The organism is Halomonas sp. PA16-9, assembly GCF_009728585.1.
Taxonomy (GTDB): domain Bacteria; phylum Pseudomonadota; class Gammaproteobacteria; order Pseudomonadales; family Halomonadaceae; genus Vreelandella; species Vreelandella titanicae.
In genome coordinates, this window is sequence record NZ_CP040451.1 from 3,074,570 (window position 1) to 3,100,015 (window position 25,446).

The following is a 25,446-nucleotide window of genomic DNA, read 5'->3' on the forward strand; positions in this document are numbered from 1 at the left end:
GCGCCTTATGCCCTTTTCAAAACTAGGATTATCCAGTCCTCTTGTTCAAGCGATTACCGAACTAGGTTACCAAACGCCAACGCCCATCCAGGAACAAGCGATTCCTGCCATTCTTTCGGGTAAGGACTTAATCGCCACCGCCCAAACAGGCACGGGCAAAACCGCTGCCTTTGTTCTGCCTCTGCTAGAACGGTTCAGCAACGCGGGAAAGTTACGCGGCAAGCGCATACGGGCGCTGATTCTCGTGCCGACCCGTGAGCTAGCGGTTCAGGTCGAAGCCAATGTGGCTCAATACGCTAAACACACGCACCTAACCTCTATGGCGATGTATGGCGGTGTGGATACCGAAGCGCAAAAAGAGCGCCTAATCAAAGGAGTGGATATTCTAGTCGCCACGCCGGGCAGATTGCTTGATTTGGCGCATCAGCGTGCGCTGCATTTTGACGAACTTAAAGTCATGGTACTGGACGAAGCGGACAGAATGGTCGACATGGGGTTTGCCGACGATATCCATAAAATCATAGATCGCCTGCCTGAAGACCGTCAGAACCTACTGTTTTCGGCCACCATCACAGACGACGTTCGCGCCCTCGCCTACGATTTTTCGGATCGCCAGATGACCGATCTGGCGGCTGAAATATCCATTTCTCCCAACGTCCGCGCCGCCGCTAATGTCAAACAATGGCTCATCACCGTCGACAAAGACACTAAGTCCGCCTTGTTGAGCCACTTGATCAACGAGCAACAATGGGATCAGGCGCTCATTTTTACCGAGAAAAACACAATGCGGCCAAGCTTGTTGCTCAACTGGAAAAACGCGGCATCACAGCGGACTCTATCCATGGCGATAGAAGCCAAGCAATGCGCGAAAAGATTCTGGCTCAGTTCAAATCTGGCGAGCTAAAGTACTTGGTCGCCACGGGAGTTGCCGCGCGAGGTTTGGATATTGGCGAACTGAGCCGTGTGGTGAATTATGATTTACCCTTTAAGCCAGAAGAGTACATCCACCGCATTGGCCGAACCGGCCGCGCGGGCGCCTCAGGGGAAGCCATCTCTTTAGTCGACATGAGTGACTTTAAAAACCTTTGTGCCATTGAAAGACGGTTAAAAAGCATTATTGAGCGCAAAGAGATTGCAGGTTTCCGGTTCGAAAAGCAGTGCCTGAATCAAACTTGAATTTCAGTAAAAAGTAATCGTTAAAACTTACCCAAGAAGCTCACCTTTTAAAAGGGTGGGCTTCTTTATTATCTATATTTCACGAATCTGGCAAAAACGCATCTAATAGCTCGGCATTAGTGGGATATTTATCCAATAACTCAAGTAACTTCTGCGCGCCTTCTACTGGCTTAAGCGTTGTCAAACCTCTACGCAATGTTCTTACTTTTTCAATATCTTTTGCATCAATCAAAAGCTCTTCGCGACGGGTACTGCTTTTGGCAATATCGATTGCAGGGAAAATCCGTTGATTGGCCACATCCCGGGATAACACCAGTTCCATATTGCCCGCCCTTGAACTCCTCGAAAATCACCTGATCCATGCGGCTTCCCGTATCCACCAGCACCGTGGCCATAATAGTGAGCGATCCGCCATTTTCGATCTTTTCGCGACGCCAAACAGTTTTCGCGGTATTTCCATCGCTCGGGAATCCAGCCCACCGACATAGTGCGACCATTGCCCCGCTGCTCGGCATTATGAACGCGCGAGAGTCTCGTCAAAGAATCGATCACAATCATCACGTTATGACCGTCGCCTGCTTGCTTACGCGCCGTCTCAAGAAGCTTGTCTGCCATTTTTACATGGTGTGTATAGCTTTCGTCTGAAGACGATGCATGCACTTCTGCCGAAACACTGCGCTTAAAATCTGTCACTTCTTCAGGGCGCTCATCAATCAGCAAGGCATACAGCTTTATTTCCGGATGAGCCTCAGCCACGGCCTGACAGATATGTTTTAACATCGTCGTTTTGCCAGAGCCTGGCGGCGCAACAATCAACCCACGTTGACCCATCCCAATGGGCGTAATCAAATCCATCGCCCGCACAGTACGCTCTTGAGAGCCAGGCTCTAAGTAAATACGTGGGGAAGGATGAATAGCGACGCCATTTAAAAACCGTTGTTCGGGATCATTAGGGAATTGATCGTCAACTTCGTCGGCGGGCTTGGCATCTATCTCTCTTTTCGCCTTCAAACCTAGTGTTTTTCTCGTCATAATATGGATGGATCGCCTTGAATAAATTGAATTTATTAAAATAGCTGAATCATAGGTCAGCCGACTGATCGCATCGTTGCGGTACTTGGCATGGAAAACGGATAAGTCTAACTTGTGCGCAAAGGTATCGGGTTGGAGCTGGTCTTAGTAGTTGACCACCACCATAATGTTCTGATTGTGGTGATAGGGCTGGAAGTGTGGAATGCTGGTTGCTTCCCGTCTGTTTTCTCGATCCTCTACAGCCTCAATATTTAGCTCACAGGTTGCGGGCCGACCCCGCAACCCTTGTGTAGCGGCTGGTTAGGTAAATCTTTATTTAGTTATTTGTAAGATTTATTGTTCTGTTCATGATATCAAAAAACTCTGAAGGTATCTCATTTTCAACCCAAAATTGAGCAATTTTAATAGCAACTAATGGTTTTGTTGGATTTTGGTTTTGTATAGATTCTTGATGATAATATTTTGCAATTATTTTAGACGTACCTAATCTTCTACTCCGATTTTCTTCTATGTAATCAGGTTTCATATCAATATCAGGAGTAATATTTTTCAGTATACTAATAAGTGCCTCAGGATTTATGTAGTCCTCAAGCTCTCCCCTTTTAAGTATATGAAAATTCTCACTTAACAAACCTTCTCTTTTAAGATCCATCATTTCATTTTCTTTATCTTGATCACAAACCAGAAAAAAAGGTTCTTTTTTTAACTTTAATACTGCAAGCATAGTTTTTAAATTGTGTTTCGAATAGGGGAGCAGCTTGATTTTATACTGCTCTATTTCAACATTTATAGACCTAAAAAGTATGGGGAATGCTTCCATTTCTGATTCACCTTCTACAAGAAGGTAACTATCTGCAGGTATGTCAGATGCTCATTGACTATTGAGTTTTTAAGCCAGTAAATTGCATTCCCCTCTGCTATTGCTTTTGCAGAGTCGATTGGGGAAAGAATATAGAGATCACCATTATCTGGAAAATTCGACTTGACTCCTATATTATGTATTCTTTGCTCTTTAAACTCATCTAATAAAAATGAGTAGATAAAGCCAATTATCAAAGCAAAGTCGTTGTAAATAAAAAACCTATTACTAACTTTTGATTCATATGAAACAAGAATAGTATTATTGGCTATTGCTACCTTATTAACATTAAAAGACCTTTCTAAACCATGATCTTTTCCATTTCTCAAGGCTTGTTTAATAATTTCTAAAGCTTTCTTTCTCCCAAATTTTTTAAACAAACTAAAATAATTCATTTAGATGAACCTTCACATTTATAAAAACCGAGCACTTTTCTCACCGAAAAATCGGGAGCGAAGCAAGTAATTTTTCCGAGTATAGCAATTTGTTATATGACCGCTATGTAAGACGCATTACCTTGTGACCTTATACTGCCATACTCTAGTAGGCATGCCAGACATTTCATCAACGCCGTCATGACTAGGCTCACCAAACAGTTTCGCCGCAATGGCCAAAGAAGCTTCGATGTCAGTTTCAACCAATGCTTCTATGTAGTATTCTCGCCCATAACGCTTGGGCAAATCTTTCTTAAATTGCTCAAGGATTTTCTCGACGAAAGCTAATGTCAATCCTTTCCCTCTTAACTCTTTAAGCGTTCCGTAAAATAGACAAAAGCATGGAAAGCCATTCAAGGGCTGATTTCCATTCAAGACAGCTAATTGTTGTACTTTCATTTTTTTTAGACGTGCGTACGTGTAACGCTCAGCTCCTAATGCCATATCTACTTCTCTAAATATGTTATCAGCCAATGGAACGCGCTTCATCCTGAAGCCTTGCGAGAATGCTATTTCAAGTGTTTTGAACCCCGTCATGGGGTTTTGATCTTCATTCATTTGTATTCCTTTGCGAATAGAGCTCGGATGTTGGCAATGCCATATAAAAGCCCGCGTAATAGGCGCGAACTCGCGAGCGTCCTCATAAACGCGTTTATTATACCACGCTCTCGAATATTTCTGATCCACTAGTTATTTCGACATCCTCTCCGGTCTTCCTAATTGTAAAAATATGTCCTATCTTTGGCGAAACTTTCGAAGACGAAAAAATGCCATACTCATTTGTTTTTTCAAACTCGTAAGATATGTGAATTGAGTTAATATTATTTTCAACCGAGATTTTATGCAATGCCTTCTTCAACTCAATCAGCTCTTTCTCCTTATTCCTACTTTGGCTTACTGAGTCAAAGTAAAATATGAAGCACTTTTCTAAAAGACTGCCTTCAAATTCAACATCCACTTCATCAGTCATTGCATTAGCAATCATGAAGTTAATCATAGAATTTTGACTGATAGCACGAGTCGAAACCTTAAACACATTAAAATATATTAAAGCATCATGATTCTCATCAGCAATCTTGTACAAGACATCACTTAAGCCTGTATGAGAGCCATTAGTTGGTCGCGTATGTGGATTTTTTGTATACCCGACATACTCAACCTTACTATCGATACCTAAAAAAACATTTGCATCTTCAAGAAAATCATGGATAGAAGTTGTAGTTAAGTCTCCACTAGAATCAGTAATAGTTATATACTTCTCAGACATATCAACTTTAGGGCGGCAAAACTTATTTTCGTGAATGTCGTAGAATTTACAAGTTATGGATTTTCTAATTTTTTCTTTGCCAATCAATACATGTATTTTGACCTTTTTTGTTATAGGGTTATAAGTAGTCTTCTTGCCTGTATTGAAACGTATTTTCGTTCTTGAGCAAATAAAGTACACGAAGCGCTTTTCTAAATTCTCTTCTACTTGCTTTTTTACCCCTCTGAGATAGTCAACTATGAGTTTTCTTGTATCAAAATAGTCGGCCACCTCATTAGGGTTAACCACTAGATCGTACCAATATTTATGATACCGTTGGAGTTCAACTACCCACACTTTTTCAGCTTGCTTGTAGGTGTCGATATCAGCAACCGATGAAAATATCCTCTGGTCAAGTTCGTCTCCTAGGAGGTATAAAGCCCGCATTTGCGGCTGGTTTGGAGCGCAGCGAAAAAACAGTCCACCAACTGCGCTTATTATAGCTATAGAACAATACCATCAAAATTTGAAATTAATTCCAAAAATTCAGCTTTTTGATATTGGCTCAATATCTTACAATCTTGATGTTTGCTGTAATCCAGCGCATTCGCACCTTCTATTCTGGAATATTTATCACTACTATATTCTTCTGCTTTCAATGTCGAAGTTAATATTATCTGACTATCTATCCCTTTATAAATATTAAGCATTTTCTCCTCTTTTTTTGTAGACAACTCCCCATCCCGAAATGAGTCGATTATTAGCGGAAAATCATGCTTGAGCATTTTTTTCAGAGCAACAACCTTGCAAAAATAAAATTCCTGCCCTTCACTACCAGAAAAAGTTGATCCCTTCTTAGTAAATATATCTTCGAAAACTAAGTTTCCGCCTGGATCAATTGACTTATACAACCCGTTCATTGCAAACAATATTTTATCATCGAAACGCTTTCTTTCTTCCTTTAAGGACTCATCGACTTTCTCGTGTGACCTGAGTTGCTCTTCAAGAACCTTTATTTGGTTGATAAGCGCAAATGAATCTTCATCGTAATTCCTTTCTGACAATACCTGTTCTTGGTAAAGAATGACTTGTTGAAAATTAGGAGGTGTATCTTTCATTTCATCATTTAGACTCCCCTGCAAAGAATTAATATCCTTAGAGTAATCCATTATTATTTCGATCTTCTGTTTTATGTTTTGGTCGATGGAGTTCAAAATGCCATTTCTTACATCAATATTGCTGATCTCGAATGTCAAATCGACATTTGAATAAATTATCTTATCACTTCCACACTCGCCACACTTAACATTGCCTTCATTTAACTCTCTATTGAGTGAAACGAGTTCAGAAACAAGCTGCTCTAATTTTGACTTCCTGTTTATCTCTCTTTGTCGGGATCTTTTCAGTTTTGATATATTTTCATTTAGATACGATATTTTTTTAATTTTCTCTTGCACAGCTTCAGAGTCATACGTTTTTGACGCAATTTCAGCAATATTGGGATTTTGCCGGATAATAGATATTTTTTTAACAAGCTCTTTTAATTTAAGCTTTAGGTTACTAATTTTGTCTTTTACAGCTTTTATATCTTCATTATTTAAATTCACTCCTGACAATCCAGCCAAATAATAAATCATAGATTTGTAGTCTGATTTATTAAATTGCCCCTTGCTAATAAGGCCAGATGGATTCCTGTCATCCTGCCCGATAAAAAAATTCGTATAGCAAACTTAAATCTACAAGTGTATTCCTGCCATCTTTTAAAACCTTAGGCACTGAAAAAACAAATTTATCCAAAAAGTATCTAGCCTCTCCGACTGAATTAAAAATCTGCATCGCATCTTCAGATTTTATGGCAATGGAGTTCCTTTTACGTAAGAACTCGTAGGTAACCCCACCCACTTCTATTTCTGAATAGAAATATTTGTCTTTGTAATTAAATGAGCTAGGAAAAATAGACTCATATCCTAATGAAAACATTAGCCCTTGCATAACAAGTGTTTTACCCCTGTTATTGTCATCACTAAAAATGACATTCAGTCCGCTCTGCAACCTGTTTTCGACAAACGCCTCTTCTGTATCACCAAATGCAATTTTATTAATTTTCATTTGTCAGCCCCGTCTTTACTAGAGAAATCATATAAAGTACCGTCTCCCTCGTTAAATACTGAGTTTTAATATTAATTAATAAAATTAAATTTCCATACACAACTGAAATGTGATTATCAGTTTTTTCTTTCACTAGCTTGATAATTATTTCGGTTATTCTCCAAAATTCCTTGCAGCCATTTTTGTCAAAAAAAGCACGACTTAGGTTCTCATTGCATTCTTGAAGTAAGTCTTTCCTTTCTTCCTCATCCAATCCATTTAAAACATCAAAAAAACTCAGGGGTATGCCTGGAAAGGAAAAAATCGATCCACAACAAATCTGCTTATTAGAAGAGTTTTTATTTCAGACTTTTTAATATGTCGATTAAACTTAAGAACTTCAACTGGATTTTTTATCATTTCTTTTTCTATGTATGAATTCTTTAGAGCCGACTGGGCATTTCTAATTTCAACAAATATACGTTCATATATGTCTTCAGAAATAGATTTCTTATTCTTAAACTTCGACATATTTTTTATGTAATTACTAATTTTGTAGTTATCCTCAACAAAGCATATCTTCGAGAGAAAATCTGAGAATAGAGTAGGAGTATTTCCTGATTTATCTCCATTTATTTTCTCTTTTAGCTTTTTTTCTATTCCTTTTTTCTGCTTTTCATTAATATTTTCATAACTGTAGATATTTAGCGATGGGTCTTTCAAATACTCTCTATTTAGCTTAGGAATAAATAATACATAATCATAAAAGTTAATAGTGGAAATGTAGTTGTCGTACAGCGTAAACAGGCTCTCGCCAATTTTAGAGGGTGGAAGGTTACTATGGTTTTTACTTTGGACATCCCAAAGTTTGCTAAAGTCCGTATTAGATCCTGTAACGTCATTGAAGCAATCCACAGTGACTATTTCAATCTCCTCACTATCACCTCTCATTCCCAACAAATAGAGCAACGATTTAGTCTCAAAATCTGAAGCCTTCTTATTGTTGATTTCCGTGTTTTTGAAGGTATACAAAAAAATCGCTCCTATTTTTCTTTTAGACTTCAATATCGAGAACTAACTTGATGCGGCTATAACAGTGATTAGACTGCGCGTTCTGATATTGAATAAACGCGCCTACTTCAGCACTCTATCGCGCGTGGCCGAAACATCCCTAACCATCTGATATTTAATAAAATTAAAACAATTTGACAGTATTTTTAAAATCAATACGCGTTTTTTTAAGTTCTAATTACACTCTCTATAAAATTGCTTAGGTCACGAGACTTGCAGAAAAATTGAGCGAGCAGGCTTTTGAGCAGCTAGAGCTGCCTTCGCGGATGCCTTTGGCTCGTTCTCGCCAAGCGTTACGCCGTGCTAAAATGTGCAATCGTTTGATTTTAGGGTTTTTGTAGTGCGTGGTAAGCGAAGCGCACTCGCAATAGTGGCCTGGCTCTATTGGGCTGGATTGTTTATGTGGCAGGGTATTCGCGCGCTGAAGCGCCCTACCACAACACCAGTGTAACAGCACTAATGCAGTGACAGGGTTTGTGGGAGGCGCCTTTGGTTTAAGCTTTCAGGACGTAACGTAGAGTTTCGACGACTTGGTCGGGGTGGTGCACCAAGCTTGAGCACCGGCATCCACTTCTTTCAGCGGGTGGACGATATCTTCACTGTGCAGGGTGAGTAGGGCTTGGCGAGAGCGGCGCAGTAGCCCGCATCGAAGGCGGCGTTCCACTGTTTGTACTGGTCGCCGAAGCGTACAACGACCAGATCCGCCTGCTCGATCATCGTGCGGGTGCGGATAGCGTTGACCTTGGATGACTGGTGGTCGCGCCAGAAGCTATTTTCCGGCTTGCCCAGGTGGTCGCCGGCGGCGTCAGAGGCGGCGTGGTCGGTGACTGGGGCGGTAAATACGATATCCAGGCCCGCGGCCTCGGCACCGCGCTGGATTTCTTCGCGCCAATCGGTGTGGATCTCGCCAGAAAGATAAACGTAGAAGCTCATGATTTTTCCTTACTGTTTGCTAGGGGTATGTCGCGTTATTTTATGGAAAAATATTCCATATTCATACCGGCGTTATAGCAAGGGCTGCCTGGCCAGCAGATAAATATCCATTATCCAGCCGTGGGTGTCGCGTAGCGCTGCCCGGCGCTGGAGGATCTGGTCGCCGACGTCGCTTAGCCAGCCTTTGATTAGGCACTGTTTCTCCATGCCCAGGTACGCGCCCCACCAGATGTAGGTGTCATCTTGTGGCAGAGTGATAAACGCCCCGCCGCTATCCAGCATCACGGCTACCGTGGCAGCATCGCTTGGCCAGCCGCGCTCGCGTAGGCGGCGGCCGGTGGTGATTTGAACTGGTTCTGCGAGCGCGTTGAGGGGGATTTTATGCTCGGCGGTGAGCACTTGCAGGCTGGTGATGCCGGGCACTACCTCTACATCAACCTGCTTGCCCGCAGCACCCAGGCGCTGGGTAATGCGCAGGCTGCTGTCGTAAAGCGAGGGGTCGCCCCACACCAGCATACCTACCCGCCCACCTTTAGGGAGATGTTCATCGATTAACTGCGCCCAGACGCCAGCGATGGCAGCGTGCCAGTCGTCCACCGCGCCCAGGTAGTCATCACGGCCATCTCGACTGGGGAGATCGAACTCGACGATCTTGGTGGTCACCGGCGCTTCCAGCAGCCGTTCGCAGAGCAAGCGGCGTAGATCGATAAGATCCGACTTGGCCTCGCCCTTTCGGGGCAGCAGAATCAAATCAGCGTTATTGAGGGCGCGCACGGCGGCCAGGGTGACGTGGTCAAGGTTGCCGGTACCGATGCCTATGAGCGACAGCGTGATCATGACTCGCTCTCTTGGTCTTGGCTTGCCGTGGCAAAAGGCGAATCCGCCGACTGGGGGCGAAAGCGTCGGTCGTAGCCCACGGCGTAGAGGCTACTCTCTTGGAAGTCGTCGCTCTCCAGCACCGGCCCTACCAGAATTAGCGCGGTGCGCTGCATGGCGTCATCAATCAACGCTTCTATGGTGGCTAGCCGCCCACGCACTACCCGCTCATCGGGCCAGCTTGCCCGCCACACAATCGCCACCGGGCACTGCCCCCCGTAGTAAGGCGTCAGGCTTTCGACCACCTGGGTAAGGTTATGAATAGAGAGATGGATGGCCAGCGTGGCGCCGGTGCGGGCGAAATTGGCTAGCGTCTCGTCGCTGGGCATGGCGCTGGCACGCCCCGGCGTGCGGGTGAGTACTACCGACTGGGCCACACCGGGTAGCGTCAGCTCCTGACCCAAGGTTGCCGACGCTGCCGCGAAGGCTGGCACACCGGGGGTAATGCTGTAGGGGATATCCAGTTCGCGCAGACGGCGCAACTGCTCGCCCATGGCCGACCACACGGATAGATCCCCCGAATGCAGCCGGGCGACATCCTGGCCTTCGGCGTGGGCGCGACTGATCTCCTGCATGATGTCATCCAGAGAGAGCGGCGCGGTGTTAATCACCCTTGCCCCTGCCGGGCAGTGTTCAAGGATTTGCTCCGGCACTAATGAGCCCGCATACAGGCACACCGGGCAGGCGGCGATCAGGTCGCGCCCGCGCAGGGTAAGCAGATCCGGCGCGCCGGGGCCTGCGCCAATGAAGTGTACAGTCATTCTATGGCTCCTTCTGCCAACGCGGCAGTGGCCTTGCGATCCGCTGAAATTATCCGAGGCCCTAACAGCGTTGCCCCTGGGCCCGCCGCTAATAGCGCCACGGCCTCGGCCACGCTGCCCGTGCCGCGGGCCTGCAAACTTTGCGCTGAATGAGTCAGCGTTGTCACCGTCGGTAGCTTGGCGTCCGCCACGGCGATAACCTCGATGCCTCGCAGTTGTCCCAGCTCTTCAACTAACGGCAGCATCGAGCGAGCCGCCGCGAGCTTATCGATAGCCCCGTACTGCTCGACAAGCTGATCAAGCGCCTGAGCGAGCGAAGCAGGCGTTGCCTCACGGCGAAAACCAAATCCCGCTATTCTCAACGCCGATTGCTTCATCGAACGCCCCGCCACTGAACGATGGGGTAGCTGGCCTTCCAGCCCCGCCGGGCGCCGATGGGGGCGGCGTTGGCAAGTTCCAGGCGCATCAGTTCGCCACCTACCTTGTGCTGCCAGTGGGCCAGCAGCGCTTCGGATTCCAGGGTGACGGCATTGGCGACGACGCGCACGCCTTCGGGCAAGCGCTGCCATAAATCATCTAACTGCGCTTGGGATAACCCGCCGCCGATAAATACCGCATCCGGCAGCGGTGTATCGTTCAGCACTTCCGGCGCGCTGCCCTCTTTTACCTCAAGCCAATCGACACCCAGGTTCTCTGCATTGCTGCGCGCCCGCGCTGCCCGTTCCGCGTTTTGCTCGAAGCCTACCGCCTGATTATCCGGGTGAGCGAGCAGCCACTCAATGGCAACAGAACCTGAACCGGTGCCGATATCCCACAGCCGCTCGCCGGGTATGGGAGCTAACGCCGATAGAGTAATGGCGCGAATGGTCTGTTTGGTGATCTGGCCGTCGTGGTCAAAAAAATGATCCGGCAGGCCGGGCGTCAGGGGCAAGGCGGGGCTGGTGCCTGCTACTTCCAGCGCTACCGCCACCGGGTGGGCGATATCCTTTGGCAAGCTGGCGTCGACACGACAATGGCGAATGCGCTCGTTATTGCCGCCCAGGGCTTCCAGCACCGTTAGCTGGGAATCCACAAAGCCGAATCGGCTGACCAGAGAGGCGAGTTCTGCCACCGCCGCGCCGTCTCTTACCAGCACCAGCAAATGCCTGCCGGCATGCAGGTAAGGCCGAATGCGCGTCAGCGGTTTGGCGTGCAGGCCCAGGCAGCTGCAGCACTCCAACGGCCAGCCCAGGCGGGAAGCCGCCAGGCTGAAGGTGGAAGGTGCTGGCAATGCCAGCCACTCGTCAGCGCTGAGATGCTGCGCCAGGGTGCTACCCGCCCCAAACCAGAACGGGTCGTTCGAGACCAACATGACCACCCGGCGTCCGCGCTGATTGAGCAGTTCAGGAATGCCATCGGCAAAGGGCACCGGCCACTCAATCACCTCGGCGTTTAGGGGCGGCAAAAGGCGCAGGTGGCGGCGCGCGCCGAATACCACCTCGGCACTTTCCAGTGCTGCGCAGCTTGCCGCCGTTAGCCCCTGTGTGCCACCCTCCCCCCAGCCTAAAAGGGTCAGCCAGGGAGCCTGACCCACTGGAGCGTGAGAAATTTCAACCATGATCAAGATCCTAATTCTCGGGGGAACCAGCGAGGCCAGCGCTCTGGCCAGTGCTGTTGCCAAGCACGGGCTTCCCGCCATTTTCAGCTATGCGGGACGTGTTGCCACGCCTAAACCCCAGCCGCTGCCAACCCGCATTGGCGGTTTTGGCGGCGTTAGAGGCCTTGCCGCCTTTGTGGCCCACGAGCGCATCACCCATATAGTCGATGCCACTCACCCCTTTGCCGCGCAGATGAGTACGAACGTGTTAGCCGCCGCGACCCAGTGCGGCGTAAAAGCCATTGCCCTTACTCGGCCAGCCTGGCAACCCGTTGAGGGTGACCAGTGGCACAGCGTGGCAAGTATTGATGCAGCGGTTAGCGCTTTGGCTGGCCCGCCCCAGCGCGTGCTGCTTGCTATCGGCCGGATGCACCTTAGCGCCTTTACCACACAGCCCAGCACCATTACGTGCTGCGTTTGGTAGACCGGCCTGCCAGCCCGCCGCCGCTGCCGGATGCCAGCACCGTGATCGATAGAGGCCCCTTTACGCTGGAAGGCGATCTCGCCCTGCTGGAAACGCAGCGCATCCAGCGCATCGTGTGTAAAAATTCCGGCGGCGAAGGGGCGGCATCCAAACTCACCGCGGCAAGAACCCTCGGCCTGCCCATTGTGATGATCGAACGGCCAGCACTGCCGCCACGCCATGAGGTTCATCGGATCGATGACGTTCTTAGCTGGCTCGATAGCCACTCTTAATCTTCAATACGCTTAATCAGCGAGCGCGGCGTATAAACCAGCGGTACCCCAGCTCGCTCGATCAATCGCGTCTGCTGGAGCCGACAATCACCAGAGTGCGCATATCGGCCATGTCCGGCGTCGCCTCACCTAGCGTGGTAACGCGAACCGACTCTTCAGGCGTGGAAACCGCCCGGGCGAAAATAATCAATCGATCAAGCCCGCAGACTTCCCGCAGCACCTCTAGCGTGCGCTCGAAACCCACCGGGCGCGCAATGGAGCGCGGGTTGTAGAAACGCCATGGCGAAGTCGGCCTCGGCAGCCAGGCGCAGGCGCTTTTCAATCAGCGCCCAGGGCTTCAAATTGTCGGATAAATTAATGCAGCAGAAGTCATGCCCCAGCGGTGCGCCGACGCTTGCGCTGGCGGCCAGCATCGCAGAAATGCCCGGCAGCACCTGAATATCAAGCGCGCGCCACTGGGCATCGCCCGCTTCCAGGGCCTCGAACACCGCGGCGGCCATGGCAAAGACGCCGGGTCGCCGGAAGACACCACCACGACCCTATGGCCTTCAAGCGCCAACTGTAGCGCCTGCTCCGCCCGGCGGGTCTCTTCGCGGTTATCCGAGCCGTGGCGGACTAACCATCACGTGGCGCAACCCGGTTAACGTAGGGCACATAGCCCACCACGTCGGTGGCTTCCTGAAGCGCAGCGGTTACCTCGGGGGTAATCATGGCCTCTGAGCCCGGCCCCAGGCCGACGATTTTCAGCCAGCCGCTCATGGCCGCCTCCGTGGCCATGGATCAGCACAATCGAGAAGTACGGCACGCTCTCGCCCACGTCCGCCAGCGGCAATACCCGTTGTTGCGACATGGCGGCGTACTCGATCAGCCAGGCTTCGCCTTCGCGGCCAGCGGAACCAGGGCCCGGCGTAGCTTGGCCAGGTTGCGGCCAATCTTCATCACCACCAGCGCATCGGTCTGGGCGATGCGCTCGGCCAATGCCTCTTCGGGTAGCGTGGCCATCAGCACGGTCATGATGTCATCGCCCAGGTAATGGGCTGCCCAGTGGCCGTCCACGCCGCTGACATGCCGGTAATCCCCGGCACCACCGAGACAGGCACGCGGTTTAGCAGTCGCGTGTAGAGATGCATGAAGGAGCCGTAGAAGAACGGGTCACCTTCACAAAGCACCACCACATCACACCCGGCCTCCGCCATCTCGATCAGCTGAGCCACGCTGCGTTCGTAAAAGGCCGCCAGCAGCTCATTGTAGCGCGGGTCGTCGAAGGGAATTTCCGTGGTAACCGGGTATTCCATAGGCAGCTCGATTGCGCCGTGCGGGATCATGCCCTCCACGATAGTGCGCGCATGGCCGCAGCGGCCCTTTTTACGAAAATACGACCACGTGGGTCGCCCCGCGTATCAGCGCGTCGGCGCGCACGCTCATCAAGTCTTGGCTGCCGGGGCCCAGCCCAACGCCGTATACCGTTCCCTGGGTCATTCGATGCGATCCGCCATGGCGTTGATGGCCGCAACCGTCACGGCGCTGCCGCCCAGGCGACCGCGGACGATACAGCTGGGCAGCGCCGGGTTAGCCAACAGCGCTTCTTTGGATTCCGCCGCGCCGACAAAGCCTACCGGGCAGCCGATAATCGCCGCTGGGCGCGGGCACGCCGGGTCTTCGAACATATTGAGCAGATGAAACAGCGCGGTGGGTGCATTGCCAATGGCGACCACGGCGCCTTCCAGGTGTGGCCGCCACAGTTTCCAGCGCCGCCGCCGAGCGGGTATTGGCCATTTCCTGGCGAGGCCGGGCGTGCGCTCATCGTTGAGGGTGCAGATGACTTCGTTGTCAGCGGCAGCCGCTTGCGGGTGATGCCTTCCGAGACCATGCGGGCATCACAGAGAATCGGTGCGCCCTGCTCTAGCGCGGCACGGGCCTTATTGACCACGTCGTTTTGAAAATGAATATAGGCGGCCAATTCCACCAGCCCGGCGGCGTGAATCATGCGCACCGCCACGGTCTCTTCTTCCACTGAAAAGCGGCCAAGCTCGGCTTCACTGCGAATAATCGCAAACGACTCCGGTAAATCGCCGGGCCACTGGTTCATACTTATAGGGCACCCAAACTCTCCAAATAAACTAATTCGCTGCTGGTCTGCAAGCATCCGTGCCAGGGCAGGTTTTCCGCGAGAGCGCTGTGAAACCATCCTTGGGCGCTACTTTTTCCATCCGTGGAAAAAGACCCTCGCTACAACCTGCCCTGACACTCAGCTACCGAGGAACAACCTAACTGTTTTCGCTGAGCTTTCTCAAAAACCAACCACCTCACTCTCAGTGAGGCCTGACTTAACCGGCGTGCTATCAGCGCGGCCGTTAACAACAACATTAAATCGCCCTGCTTGCCCGACCAAGCACACATCGGCTGGGGCGCCGGCGCAGCCTTTAGCGCAGCCAGATATATGCACCGTTCCTTCCACCCAGCCGCTTAGCTTCTCGGCAAGCGGCTGGGTGGCGACACTCGCCTGTTTCGCAATAGGGCGCGCCGGGGCAGGCGTCCATCGCTAGCCGCGGGTCGCTATTATGGCGGATCAAGCCATCCACCGCGGGTAGTGTATCGCAATCCTGCAACAACAGACGCCGCCAGGGGGTGACCTGCACGCTGCTGACTGTTTGCGAGACAGCATTACGTAGCGTGTAGCGGCCACCCGGCCAAAAGGCAGGCCAACCACCATGCCCTCGCGATGTTCGCCCAGCGCCAGCTTCTCGCCTGGGGATGCGGGGGCGGTATCAGCGGGCGCCCAATCGGGCAGCGGTGCTGTATGCCGCCGCATGCGGCCTGACTCCCAGCCGCCGGTATCTACGAACCAGTGGGTCAGGCGTATCAGCTGCTCGATGACAGCCTCGGTATCGCTCACCGTTGTGCCTAGCGCGTAGCCATCGGTGCGTACCAGCAGGCTGCCTTTCGTTGAGCGCTCGATACGAAAGTCGGCGGCGCTGTCGCCAAGCACCGGAGCGTTTCCCGCATCGATGGCGATGCCGACCTTGCCGGGCATGGCGGCTAATTCGCTACCCCGCGCCTGCAACAGGCGGGCAATGGTATGGGTAGCATCGCCTTTTTGCCAGGCGGGCGCCAGCAGCATCTGTGGCTGGCGTTCTGCTTCCGGGTCGTCGCTTACCAGTTGATGCTCGACCAGAAACGCCATCAGCGGCGGCCAGCTTTCGTCGGTCACCCCACGCAGCTGCAGGTTGGCCCGGCTGGTCAGTTCGATCAAACCGCTGCCGAAGGTCTCGGCGGCGTCGCACAGTGCCAGCGTCTGCTCGCGGGAAAGCTGACCCAGCGGCGGGCGTACACGCACCAGTAGGCCATCGCCGGTGGCCATGGGTCGCCACGCGCCGGGGCACCAGCCTTTAATGCGCGGGCTGGGCGGCATGACCATTGGTCTCTTTGGCCTCGTCCATTTCCAGCAGCAGATCCTGAAGCGCCTGGCCGTGCTCGCCGGGGGCTTGCCACATGCCCCGCTGGGCGGCTTCGAGTAATCGCTCGGCCATCTCTTCCAGGGCGGCCGGATTGTGCTCGCGCAGGAACAGCTGATTGGCGGCGTCGAGTACCAGGGCGTCGCTCACCTGGGCGTACTGGTAGTCGGCAATCAGGTCGGTGGTGGCATCGTAGGCGAACAGGTAGTCCACCGTGGCGGCCATCTCAAAGGCGCCTTTGTAGCCGTGCTCGCGCATGGCGTTGATCCACTTGGGGTTCAGCACGCGCGAGCGAATCACCTTCGCCAGTTCTTCTTTCAGGGTGCGAATCTTGGGCATCGCGGGGTTGGCGTGGTCGGCGTGGTAAATCTCCGGCGCCTTTCCACTCAGCGAGCGGGTGGCATTGGCCATGCCGCCCTGAAAAGCGTAATAGCTGTTGGAATCAAGAATGTCGTGCTCGCGGTTATCCTGGTTTTGCATCACCGCATCCAGCCCCTGGAGCTGCTGCTCGAACGCCGCCCGCGCGGCGGTGCCGGAGGCCTTGAACTGGCCGTAGGCGTAGGCGCCTGTCTCCATGTAGGCCTCGGCCAGATCGTCGGAGCTATCCCAGGCGCGGTTTTCAATCAGCCGGTTGAGGCCCGCGCCGTATTCGCCGGGCTTGCTGCCAAAGATGCGGTAGCTCGCCTCCTGGGCGGCCATCTCCGGGCTTAGCCCCTGGTCTTCCAGTGCTTGCTGGCGGGAAAGCACCGCCTCGCGGATGGTGTTGCTGTTGCCCGGCTCTTCATAGCGCGCCACCGCCTGCACGGCAGCGTCAAACAGGCGAATCACGTTGGGGAAGGCGTCGCGGAAGAACCCGGAGACTCGCAGCGTGACATCGACCCGTGGGCGATTAAGCAGCATCGAGGGAATGACTTCAAAGTCACTTACCCGCTGGGAGCCCAGCGACCAGATGGGACGCACGCCCATCAGCGCGAAGGCCTGGGCGATGTCATCACCGCCGGTGCGCATGGTGGCGGTGCCCCAGATGGATAGCCCCAGCCGCCGCGGATAGTCGCCGTGATCCTGCAGATAGCGTTCGACAAACGCCTGGGCGGATTTTTCGCCCAGCGTCCAGGCGGCGGGCGATGGGATCGAGCGGTTATCGACGCTGAAAAAGTTGCGCCCGGTGGGCAGCGTATCCAGCCGCCCTCGGCTGGGGGCGCCGCTGGGCCCGGCGGGCACGAAGATGCCTTCAAGGCCGTCGAGCAGCGATTGAATCTCCATCTTCACGCCGCGCTGCATGGTGACCCATAGCTGGTCGCGGGCGTAGCGCAGCTGCGCTGCCGTATCGGGATAATCCTGGGTCAGGTCATCCAGGCTGCCGTTGGCCAAGACGTAGTCGGCTACCCAGCGCTCGGCCAGCAATTCCAGGCGCTCACGGGCATCGGCGCCGGTGCGCCAAGGGGTATCGAGCTGCTGGCTTAAAATAGCCGGTTCGGGCCCATACCAGGGCTCGTTGCCCGCGGCTAACGGGTCAAAATCCAAGCCTAAATCGCTGGCCAGGTTGTGCAGCAGGCCGCGGCTTGCCACCGCTTCGCCACGGGGTAGTCGCAATAGCGCCACCAAGGTGCCCGCCCGCTTCTCTTCCGGCGGCAGTGTGCCGAGTATGTGCAGGCCGTGACGAATCTGCGATTCCTTGATGTCGCACAGAAAGGTATCTAGCTCGTTGAGAAGCTCTGCATCGTCACTGCTGTGAGCAAGCTCCTGGTCGATGCCGGTATCACGCAGGTGAGCGAGAATTTGGCTGCGAATTAGCGCTTCCCGGCGGGGATCCATATCCAGCGCTTGATAATATTCGTCGGTGAGCGCTTCAAGCTCGGCCATGGGGCCATAGAGCTCGGCCCGCGCCAGCGGCGGCATCAGGTGATCGATAATCACCGCCTGACTGCGCCGCTTGGCCTGGGCACCCTCACCGGGTCGTTGACGATAAACGGATAAAAGTGCGGCAGCGGCCCCAGGGCAATATCCGGCCAGCAGTCGACGCTCAAGGCGATGCTTTTGCCCGGCAGCCACTCCAGGTTGCCGTGCTTACCCACATGGATGACCGCATCGACCTGGTAGTGCGCGCGCAGCCAAAAATAAAACGCCAGGTAGCTGTGCGGCGGCGCCAACTCCATATCGTGGTAGGACTGGGTGAGATCGTCGATAAAGTCGCGTTCCGGCTGGATACCCACAAAGGTCTCACCCAGACGAATACCCGCGATCATCAGCCTACCCTGGCGGCACTTGGGGTCTTCGTGAGGCGCCCCCCAGCGCGTCCATACGGTTTCCTGCAGCTCGGTAGGCAAAGTTTGAAACCAGGCCAGATAGTCGTCAACGCTGATGCTCTGCCAGCAGGCGCGCTGGTCGAGGCTGCCGTGATCGTTGGTTACCGCGCCCTGAAGCTGGCGGATCAAGTCATTGCCGTTTTCCGGCAGCTCGCTGAGCGGGTAACCCGCCTCTTTCAGGGCGCTGAGAATCTGCAGCGTCGACGCGGGGGTATCCAACCCGACCCCGTTACCAATGCGGCCATCGCGATTGGGGTAGTTGGCCATGATCAGCGCGACACGCTTCTGCCCGTTGGGGGTCAGCCGCAGCGAACAAATCCGCCGCGCCAGCTCGGCCACAAAGGCGGCCCGCTCCGGGTGGATGACGTGGTGGGTCACCGCCAGCTGGCAGCGCGGGTTGTAGTGGGCTTCGGCTTTAAAACCCACCGCCCGGGTGATGATGCGCCCGTCCATCTCGGGGAGCACCACCTGCATGGCCACATCGCGGCTATGCAGTCCGGCGGCCATGCCCTGCCAGTCTTCACTAGTGCTGCTGGCAAGAATCGCCTGGAGTACGACCGGACGCCCCACGAAAAGGTTGTCCGGCAATTCTTCCCCCAGAGCATCCAGCCCGTCGGCATTGCGATTGACCGCAAAGCTGGTGGTATTGATCACCAGCATCGCGCCGGTCTGCTCAATCAGGTGATTGATAAAATCAATGCACGGCCCTTCTTTCAGGGACGCCACGGCCACCGCCAACGGCTCAAGCCCCTGGTCTTTGAGCGCCGAGATCATACCGTCGGGTACGGCGGTATTCGCCCCCTGCAAATGGCTACGATAAAACAGCAGCAAGCACACCGGGCGCCCAGGCACCTGGCGATTGCGCCACTCGCTGAGGCTGGACGCCTGTTGCTCCTGCGACGCATAAATCACCGCGGGCGGAATGACCTTGGGCTCCTGCCAGTCGCCCAGCTGGCTATCTATACACTGGCTGCCCATATACTCATTGGCGACAAAGCGCAGCAGCTGCTCGGCGTTATCGGTGCCGCCCTCTCGCAGGTAGCGCCATACGCGGTACGCATCATCGAAAGCGATGGTGGAGTCTTCCAGCAGGGCGTCATCCGGGGCATCGCAGCCCGGCACCAGTATCAACTGGCGCTCGGGTTTCGCCGCCGCCCAGGCCAGCAGGCGTTCGTGACCATACTGCCAGTAGGCCTTGCCGCCCAGCAGCGAGACGATGACCAGCTGAGCCTTTTCCAGCACCCTGTCTTCGTAGAGATCGTAGGCGGCCGGTTTTACCAGGTTCATCCAGTTGGCCAGCCGCACCGAGGGGTACGCCTCACCCAGACGGTCAACCGCCTGGGCCAGCGCCGACAGATTGCTATCGGCGGCGGAGAGTATCACGACCTCGGCGGGGCTCTGTTGCAGGTCGATGATGCCTTCATCATCGACAAAGCCTCCGGGCTTGGCGGCAAATAAGTGCATTAGGTAGCCGTTTGAACCTCTGCTTCAGCCAGCGCGTCACGCAGCGCTGCGCTATCCAGGTGTTTGCCAATAATCACTAATTGGGTTTGGCGGATTTCGTCCTGAGCCCACAGCCGGTCGAAGTAGCCTTCCAGGCGCTCGCCCACCGCCTGAATGACCCGGCGCATGGGCTTGCCGGGAATCGCCGCGAAGCCCTTGGCGCGGTAGATCTCGTGGCTTTTCAGCAGCTGCTGGAGCTTGTCGGCCAGGATGTCGCCATCGACTTCGCCCAGGGTGATCACGCAGGAATCAAAGTTATCGTGGGCATGGTCGTGGTGCGCGCCTTCGGCGTGGTGCTTGTCGTGGTGATTGGTGATGCTATCGATATTTTTTTCGCTGGCCGCACCGATGCCCATCAGCGCTTCTAACTGAGTGGTGTCGGTGGTCAGGGTCTGATCGATAAACAGCGTTTTCACCGAGGCCGTCACCCGCGCCTGAATCACTGCTTCCACCTTTGTGCGCTCTTCCGGGCTGAGCAGGTCGGCCTTGCTGACCAGCACCAGATCCGCCGCGCTGAGCTGGTCATCGAGCAGCTCGCGCAGGCTGGGGTCGTGATCCAGGCTCTCGTCGGCGAGGCGCTGGGCGGCCACCTTATCCACGTCGCTGGCATAGCGGCCGGCGGCCACGGCGGGGCCGTCGATCACGGTAATAATCGCATCCACGGTGCAGTGCTGGCGCACGTCGGGCCAGTTGAACGCCTGCACCAGCGGCTTGGGCAGCGCCAGGCCGCTGGTTTCGATCAGGATGTGGTCGATATCGTCGCGGCGGGCGACCAGCTTTTTCATGACCGGCAGAAACTCTTCTTCCACGGTGCAGCAGATACAGCCGTTGGCCAGCTCATAGATGCTGCCGTCTTCCCCGTCTAGCTGCCCGCCTTCGCTACCCTCTTCACACCCCAGCGCGCAGCTGCGCAGCAGGCTCGAGTCGATATCCTGCTCGCCGAACTCATTGACGATCACGGCAATCCGCTTGCCGGTGACTTGGCGCAGAATATTGGCCAGCAGCGTGGTTTTGCCGCTGCCGAGAAAACCGGTCACGACCGTGGCAGGAATCTTATTCAGCTGTACGTTATTGGGCTGCATGGGTAAATGCCTCGCTGTTTTGCGGTTCGCAGTACGCCGGGCTGGCAGAAAAGAGCCTTGCCACAGCGTCAGGATTATTAGGGAAAAACAGATGTAAATAGGTCGCCGTCAAGCGCTTTTGACGGTAAATCGCCTCCCCCGGCGCGGGGTGCCGCTGGCGGCGGCCGTGGCCAATCGGCTCGGGGGTGCCTTCCGCCATGGAGCGGTGGTGCGCGTGACCGCGAACCGGGCCTTCCGGCAGCTCGGCGGTTTGCATCCCCTGGCAGCCGCGGCGCCCGCGCATGGCCCCCTGCCCGGGCAGCAGGCCCAGCATGGTATGAGTAATATCGTCGTAGTCGGTCAGGGTTTCCAGGCAGTACAGCAGCCCGCCACACTCGGCCAGAATGGGCTTGTCGGCGCGGTAGAAAGCCTCAATAGCCGAACGCATGGCGCCGTTATCCGCCAGCGTTTGAGCGTGAAGCTCCGGGTAGCCCCCCGGCAGCCAGAGGGCGTCGCATTCGGGCAGGCGGCTATCCGTCAGCGGCGAAAAGAAGCGCAGCGTGGCGCCCATCTGCTCCAGCAGATCAAGGTTGGCCTGATAGACGAAGCTGAAGGCGGCATCCCGGGCCACGCCAATGGTGTGGCCTTTGAGCAACGGCTTAACGGCCGCAAGCTGTTCCTGGGGGGGGGTAAAGATCACGGGTGAAAGCTCGGCGAGCGCGTCCAGCAGCCCGGCGGCTTCCAGCGCTTTGGCACCCGCCTCGAAGCGGGCTTCCAGATCCTCACGAATTTCCGCCGCCTGGACGAGGCCCAGGTGGCGCTCGGGGAGCGACAGCGCGGGGTCGCGGGGCATGGCGGCCAGCAAAGGAATCGTCGCTGGCAGCGCGCCTTCGATCAGTTCGCGGTGGCGCTGCGAGCCGCAGGCATTGGCAATTAGCCCGGCGATATGGATGTCGTCGCGAAAGCCGACCAACCCCGAGACCAATGCGGCGGCGGTCTGGGCCATGCCTTTTACATCCATGACGATCGCCATGGGAATATCGAACAAGGCTGCCAGATCGGCGCTGGAGGGTTCGCCGTCGAACAGCCCCATGGCGCCTTCCACCAGGATCAAGTCCGCTTCACAGGCGGCGTCATAAAAGCGCTGGCGACAGTAGGCCTCACCTGCCATCCATAGATCCAACTGATCCACCGGCTGGCCGGAGGCCTGGGCGAGTATCTGCGGATCCAGGTAGTCCGGGCCGGTCTTGAACACCCGCACCACTTTGCCCTGGTTGCGCAGCAGGCGCGCCAGGCCCGCCGTGACGGTGGTTTTGCCCTGGCCTGAGGCTGGGGCGGCGATAAACAGCGCGGGGCAGCGAGCGGTTGGCGTCGTCATCAGTATTCGATCCCCGCCTGGGCTTTGACGCCGCCGCGAAAAGCGTGGCGCTCGTCCTGGACAACGCTGATGGTATCGGCGATTTCCTGCAGCGGCGTGGCCATGGTGCGCCCGGTAATGATGACGTTCTGGTGCGCCGGGCGGCGCTGCAACGCCTCCACCACCGGCGCGGGGTCGAGATAGCCGTACTTGAACATATAGCTCATCTCGTCCAGCACGATCATATGATAGGCGGGGTTCTCCAGCAGCCCTTTGGCGACTGCCCAGGCGGCCTCGGCGGCTTCGATATCCCGCTCGCGGTTCTGGGTTTCCCAGGTAAAACCGTGGCCCATGATGTGCCAGTCAAGCTTGGGATGATCGCGAAAGAACAGGTACTCGCCGGTTTCGCGACGGCCTTTGATGAACTGGATCACAGCGCACTGCTGGCCGTGCCCCAGTGAGCGCGCCATGGTGCCGAAGGCGGAGCTGCTTTTGCCCTTGCCGTTGCCTTTCAGCAGGATCAGCACGCCGCGTTCTTCGGTGGCCCGGCTGATACGCTCGTCGACCACGTCTTTTTTACGCTGCATGCGATCTAAATGGCTTGCGTCGCTCATGAGAGGTTCCCAGGTTGATGTGCAGAGACTGTAGGCGCCATAGAGGGTTTGCCAAACGAGGCTGGCCAGTAACGCGCGCCCAGCTGCTGGGCGATCCGTGCGCCCTGCCCGCGTTTGACTTTGGACTGTTCGGTGTCTATCAGCAGACAGTCCTCCAGCGGGGCGAGATCGTCAACGGTTTCCCGGGTGCGGCCATCGGTGATCAGATAGGTACGCACCTTCAGACCGGGCTCGCGGCGCTGCCACTGGCGGATCAGCCGCTTGGCTTCAATAATCGCCTCTCGCAGCGGGGTGCCGCCACCGCCTTTGGCCGCCTCAAGCGTACCCCGCGCATTTTTCGGCGCCCGGCGACGGGAGAGTATCGGCACCACGCCGCCATTGCCAAACCCCAGCACCGCGACCTGCTCCCGCGCGGCGTAGGCTTGGTTGATCAGCGATTCGACCAGCCCCTTTGCCTGGCCCAGCAGGCGCTTCCCCAGGGTGGAACCCGACGTATCCAGAAGTACCAGGTGTGCCGTCGCCTGCCCGGCGCGGGACTTGCGCATCTTTAGCTGCTGCCAGGGCCACTGGCCGCGATTGGCGATCAGCGTTGCGAACCCGTCCAGCCGTGAAGTTGCCACTTGAGAACGCCCCCAGCCCAACGCCCCCCCTTTTCCCGCGCTAGCGGTGGTATCGGTGCGGTTGGCCAGCTTAAAAAGATCTTCGCTATCGGGCAATTTCACCGCTGGCTGGATAATCGCTTCCTGGGCTATGGGAGGCATCGCGCCCCACTGGCCCTGTTCAGCGCTCTGTTGGGATGAACCAGCGGTCGATGCGTTATTGCCCGACGACGAACCGCTCTCGTCTTTCGAAGGTGTCCCATTAGGTGGAGATGATGGCGGACTCTGCTCAGGCGGTTGGGTACGCCGATGAGCCAACACCCAGGGTTCAACGGTGTCGATATCCTGCTGCTCCACGCTAGCCACACCACGCCAGGCAGCATGGGCCTGGGCGGCGCGGTGCCAGGTAACGTCTGCCCGCAGGCCTTCAACGCCCGCGGCTTCACAGCAGTTGGCAATCGTTCGATACACCCAGGTGTCGGTGGTGATCTCTTTGAGCAAGCACTGCGCTTTAGCAATGCGCCCGGCCAGAGCGGCCTGGGCATCCTCAACGCGTTCGAGCGTGCCAGTGGGGTCGCGGTCAAAGGCTTCCCGTTGCTGCACAATGGCAATGCGCTCGTCGATGCTTATGGTTCCAGCCTGTTCAAGGCAGAGGCCAAAGCGGTCAAGCAACTGAGGGCGCAGCTCGCCTTCGTCCGGATTCATGGTGCCGATCAGGCTAAAGCGCGCCGAGTGGGAGTGGCTAATGCCATCGCGCTCAACAATATTGGTACCGCTGGCGGCCACGTCCAGCAGCAAATCAACCAGGGTATCCGGTAGCAGATTGACTTCATCCACATAGAGCACCCCGCCGTCGGCTTTAGCAAGCAGCCCGGCATGAAAGGTAGCTTCGCCATTGGCCAGTACCTTTTGCAGATCCAGACTGCCAACCAGCCGGTCTTCGCTGGCACCCAGCGGCAGAGTGACAAAAGGGGCATGTTTTCCTTCGCTATCGCTGGGCAGAATGGCGGCCAGCGCCCGAGCTAAGGTGGATTTAGCGCTGCCCCTTGGCCCACTAATCAATACCCCGCCGATGCGCGGGTTAATGGCGTTAAGGAGCAGCGCGGTCTTCAGCGACTCCTGGCCGACCACCGCCGCAAAGGGGAACTCACTCACCGGCACCTCCCGTGCTGGCCAAGCCCGCTAACCGATCACTACTAGCCAACTGATCTGGGGAGCATGGAACTTGAATATGATTCATGGCAACTAGCTAAATGTTAATAAAATCATTCATAAAGAAGCGGGAACAGAAAAGGCGTTCAGTATAGAGGAAGGGGTGGCGGCGAGGCCAATTTGTTGCAAGCTATTAACTTTGCGAGGGCATATATCACTTACACTAAGGATACAGTTGGATTTTTACGCCCCTACATAATACAATGTTATAACATTTCATTTTAAACAAGAACTCATAAGATCCTTAGGCTTTCTGTTGTTCGCTATCCGCCTGCAACCTAGAATGGCCAGTGTCGGTGTTCCCACGGAACTTAATAGAGAATCCGCCGCGGCTTGCCGCGAACCGGAACTGCCCCCGCAACTGTAGGCGGCGAGCGATGCTCTTTAATGCCACTGGACACAGAGTCTGGGAAGGCGAGCTAGCCATGACCCGTCAGTCAGGAGAACTGCCGATATATTACTTACATCGAGCGAAGTGGCTCGGTCAGTATTTTCTGCCCGAATGCGGAGCTCATCATGCACGGGAGTGTA

General features: G+C 54.6%; 16 protein-coding genes, 8 pseudogenes and 1 riboswitch. Of the genes and pseudogenes, 2 read left to right on the forward strand and 22 right to left on the reverse strand.

What is annotated here, in order from left to right:
* Positions 1–7 precede the first annotated feature (7 nt).
* A pseudogene (locus FDY98_RS14360) lies at positions 8–1,193 on the forward strand (DEAD/DEAH box helicase).
* A 62-nt stretch (positions 1,194–1,255) separates the two neighbouring features.
* Here the strand turns inward: FDY98_RS14360 and rho are convergent.
* The 13 genes and pseudogenes from rho to FDY98_RS14420 form a co-directional block, all read right to left on the reverse strand.
* Positions 1,256–2,208 (reverse strand): annotated as a pseudogene (gene rho / locus FDY98_RS14365) (transcription termination factor Rho).
* 316 nt (positions 2,209–2,524) lie between these two features.
* Entirely contained in the window at positions 2,525–3,028 is a 504-nt protein-coding gene (locus FDY98_RS14370) for a hypothetical protein (protein ID WP_155705931.1), read from the reverse strand.
* Between the two features lie 14 nt (positions 3,029–3,042).
* Positions 3,043–3,462 carry a hypothetical protein gene (locus FDY98_RS14375; RefSeq protein WP_155705933.1) on the reverse strand — a complete coding sequence of 140 codons (420 nt, stop codon included), beginning with the start codon at positions 3,460–3,462 and terminating at the stop codon, positions 3,043–3,045.
* Positions 3,463–3,579: 117 nt separating this feature from the next.
* Positions 3,580–4,059 carry a hypothetical protein gene (locus FDY98_RS14380; RefSeq protein WP_027957598.1) on the reverse strand — a complete coding sequence of 160 codons (480 nt, stop codon included), beginning with the start codon at positions 4,057–4,059 and terminating at the stop codon, positions 3,580–3,582.
* A gap of 97 nt (positions 4,060–4,156) precedes the next feature.
* Entirely contained in the window at positions 4,157–5,194 is a 1,038-nt protein-coding gene (locus FDY98_RS14385) for a hypothetical protein (protein ID WP_155705934.1), read from the reverse strand.
* A gap of 56 nt (positions 5,195–5,250) precedes the next feature.
* Complete coding sequence (locus FDY98_RS14390) at positions 5,251–6,372, reverse strand: hypothetical protein (RefSeq protein WP_196518042.1); 1,122 nt, start codon at positions 6,370–6,372, stop codon at positions 5,251–5,253.
* Positions 6,373–6,442: 70 nt separating this feature from the next.
* Positions 6,443–6,856: a hypothetical protein gene (locus FDY98_RS26265; RefSeq protein WP_196518044.1), complete on the reverse strand. Its 414-nt coding sequence runs from the start codon at positions 6,854–6,856 to the stop codon at positions 6,443–6,445.
* Positions 6,857–7,132: 276 nt separating this feature from the next.
* Positions 7,133–7,867 carry a hypothetical protein gene (locus FDY98_RS14395; protein WP_196518046.1) on the reverse strand — a complete coding sequence of 245 codons (735 nt, stop codon included), beginning with the start codon at positions 7,865–7,867 and terminating at the stop codon, positions 7,133–7,135.
* A gap of 533 nt (positions 7,868–8,400) precedes the next feature.
* Positions 8,401–8,839 (reverse strand): annotated as a pseudogene (locus FDY98_RS14400) (YtoQ family protein).
* Positions 8,840–8,911: 72 nt separating this feature from the next.
* Complete coding sequence (gene cobF / locus FDY98_RS14405) at positions 8,912–9,676, reverse strand: precorrin-6A synthase (deacetylating) (RefSeq protein ID WP_027957603.1); 765 nt, start codon at positions 9,674–9,676, stop codon at positions 8,912–8,914.
* Positions 9,673–10,476: a precorrin-4 C(11)-methyltransferase gene (cobM, locus tag FDY98_RS14410; RefSeq protein WP_027957604.1), complete on the reverse strand. Its 804-nt coding sequence runs from the start codon at positions 10,474–10,476 to the stop codon at positions 9,673–9,675. Before cobM ends, cobF begins: the two co-directional genes overlap by 4 nt.
* A complete protein-coding gene (locus tag FDY98_RS14415) occupies positions 10,473–10,853 on the reverse strand; it encodes a cobalamin biosynthesis protein (protein ID WP_027965455.1) in 381 nt (126 codons plus the stop codon). The genes cobM and FDY98_RS14415 overlap by 4 nt, the downstream gene beginning before the upstream one ends.
* Positions 10,850–12,073 (reverse strand): bifunctional cobalt-precorrin-7 (C(5))-methyltransferase/cobalt-precorrin-6B (C(15))-methyltransferase, encoded by a 1,224-nt coding sequence (locus FDY98_RS14420; RefSeq protein ID WP_027957606.1) that lies wholly within the window; start codon positions 12,071–12,073, stop codon positions 10,850–10,852. The genes FDY98_RS14415 and FDY98_RS14420 overlap by 4 nt, the downstream gene beginning before the upstream one ends.
* Between FDY98_RS14420 and FDY98_RS14425 the strand changes: the two are divergent.
* Positions 12,072–12,808 (forward strand): annotated as a pseudogene (locus tag FDY98_RS14425) (cobalt-precorrin-6A reductase). The gene FDY98_RS14420 and the pseudogene FDY98_RS14425 overlap by 2 nt on opposite strands.
* Here FDY98_RS14425 and cobJ read toward each other — a convergent pair.
* From cobJ to FDY98_RS14470, 9 genes and pseudogenes are all read right to left on the reverse strand, one after another.
* Positions 12,805–13,567: pseudogene (gene cobJ / locus FDY98_RS14430) on the reverse strand (precorrin-3B C(17)-methyltransferase). The pseudogenes FDY98_RS14425 and cobJ overlap by 4 nt on opposite strands.
* Positions 13,568–13,574: 7 nt before the next feature.
* Positions 13,575–14,287: pseudogene (cobI, locus tag FDY98_RS14435) on the reverse strand (precorrin-2 C(20)-methyltransferase); the annotation flags it as partial.
* A pseudogene (locus tag FDY98_RS29560) lies at positions 14,284–14,996 on the reverse strand (precorrin-8X methylmutase). The pseudogenes FDY98_RS29560 and cobI, both read right to left, overlap by 4 nt.
* 381 nt (positions 14,997–15,377) lie before the next feature.
* Positions 15,378–16,220, reverse strand: a complete 843-nt coding sequence (locus FDY98_RS14445) for a hypothetical protein (RefSeq protein ID WP_340146567.1) — start codon at positions 16,218–16,220, stop codon at positions 15,378–15,380.
* Positions 16,198–20,033 (reverse strand): annotated as a pseudogene (gene cobN, locus FDY98_RS14450) (cobaltochelatase subunit CobN). The gene FDY98_RS14445 and the pseudogene cobN overlap by 23 nt, the downstream one beginning before the upstream one ends.
* Positions 20,033–21,154, reverse strand: coding sequence for a cobalamin biosynthesis protein CobW (gene cobW / locus FDY98_RS14455; RefSeq protein WP_027957613.1), 1,122 nt, complete (start codon positions 21,152–21,154; stop codon positions 20,033–20,035). Before cobW ends, cobN begins: the two are co-directional and overlap by 1 nt.
* Positions 21,141–22,511 (reverse strand): cobyrinate a,c-diamide synthase, encoded by a 1,371-nt coding sequence (locus FDY98_RS14460; RefSeq protein ID WP_027957614.1) that lies wholly within the window; start codon positions 22,509–22,511, stop codon positions 21,141–21,143. The genes cobW and FDY98_RS14460 overlap by 14 nt, the downstream gene beginning before the upstream one ends.
* Positions 22,511–23,104 carry a cob(I)yrinic acid a,c-diamide adenosyltransferase gene (gene cobO / locus FDY98_RS14465; RefSeq protein WP_027957615.1) on the reverse strand — a complete coding sequence of 198 codons (594 nt, stop codon included), beginning with the start codon at positions 23,102–23,104 and terminating at the stop codon, positions 22,511–22,513. The genes FDY98_RS14460 and cobO overlap by 1 nt, the downstream gene beginning before the upstream one ends.
* Positions 23,101–24,858, reverse strand: a complete 1,758-nt coding sequence (locus FDY98_RS14470) for an AAA family ATPase (RefSeq protein WP_027957616.1) — start codon at positions 24,856–24,858, stop codon at positions 23,101–23,103. Before FDY98_RS14470 ends, cobO begins: the two co-directional genes overlap by 4 nt.
* A 334-nt stretch (positions 24,859–25,192) precedes the next feature.
* Positions 25,193–25,383, forward strand: a riboswitch (cobalamin riboswitch).
* Positions 25,384–25,446 lie beyond the last annotated feature (63 nt).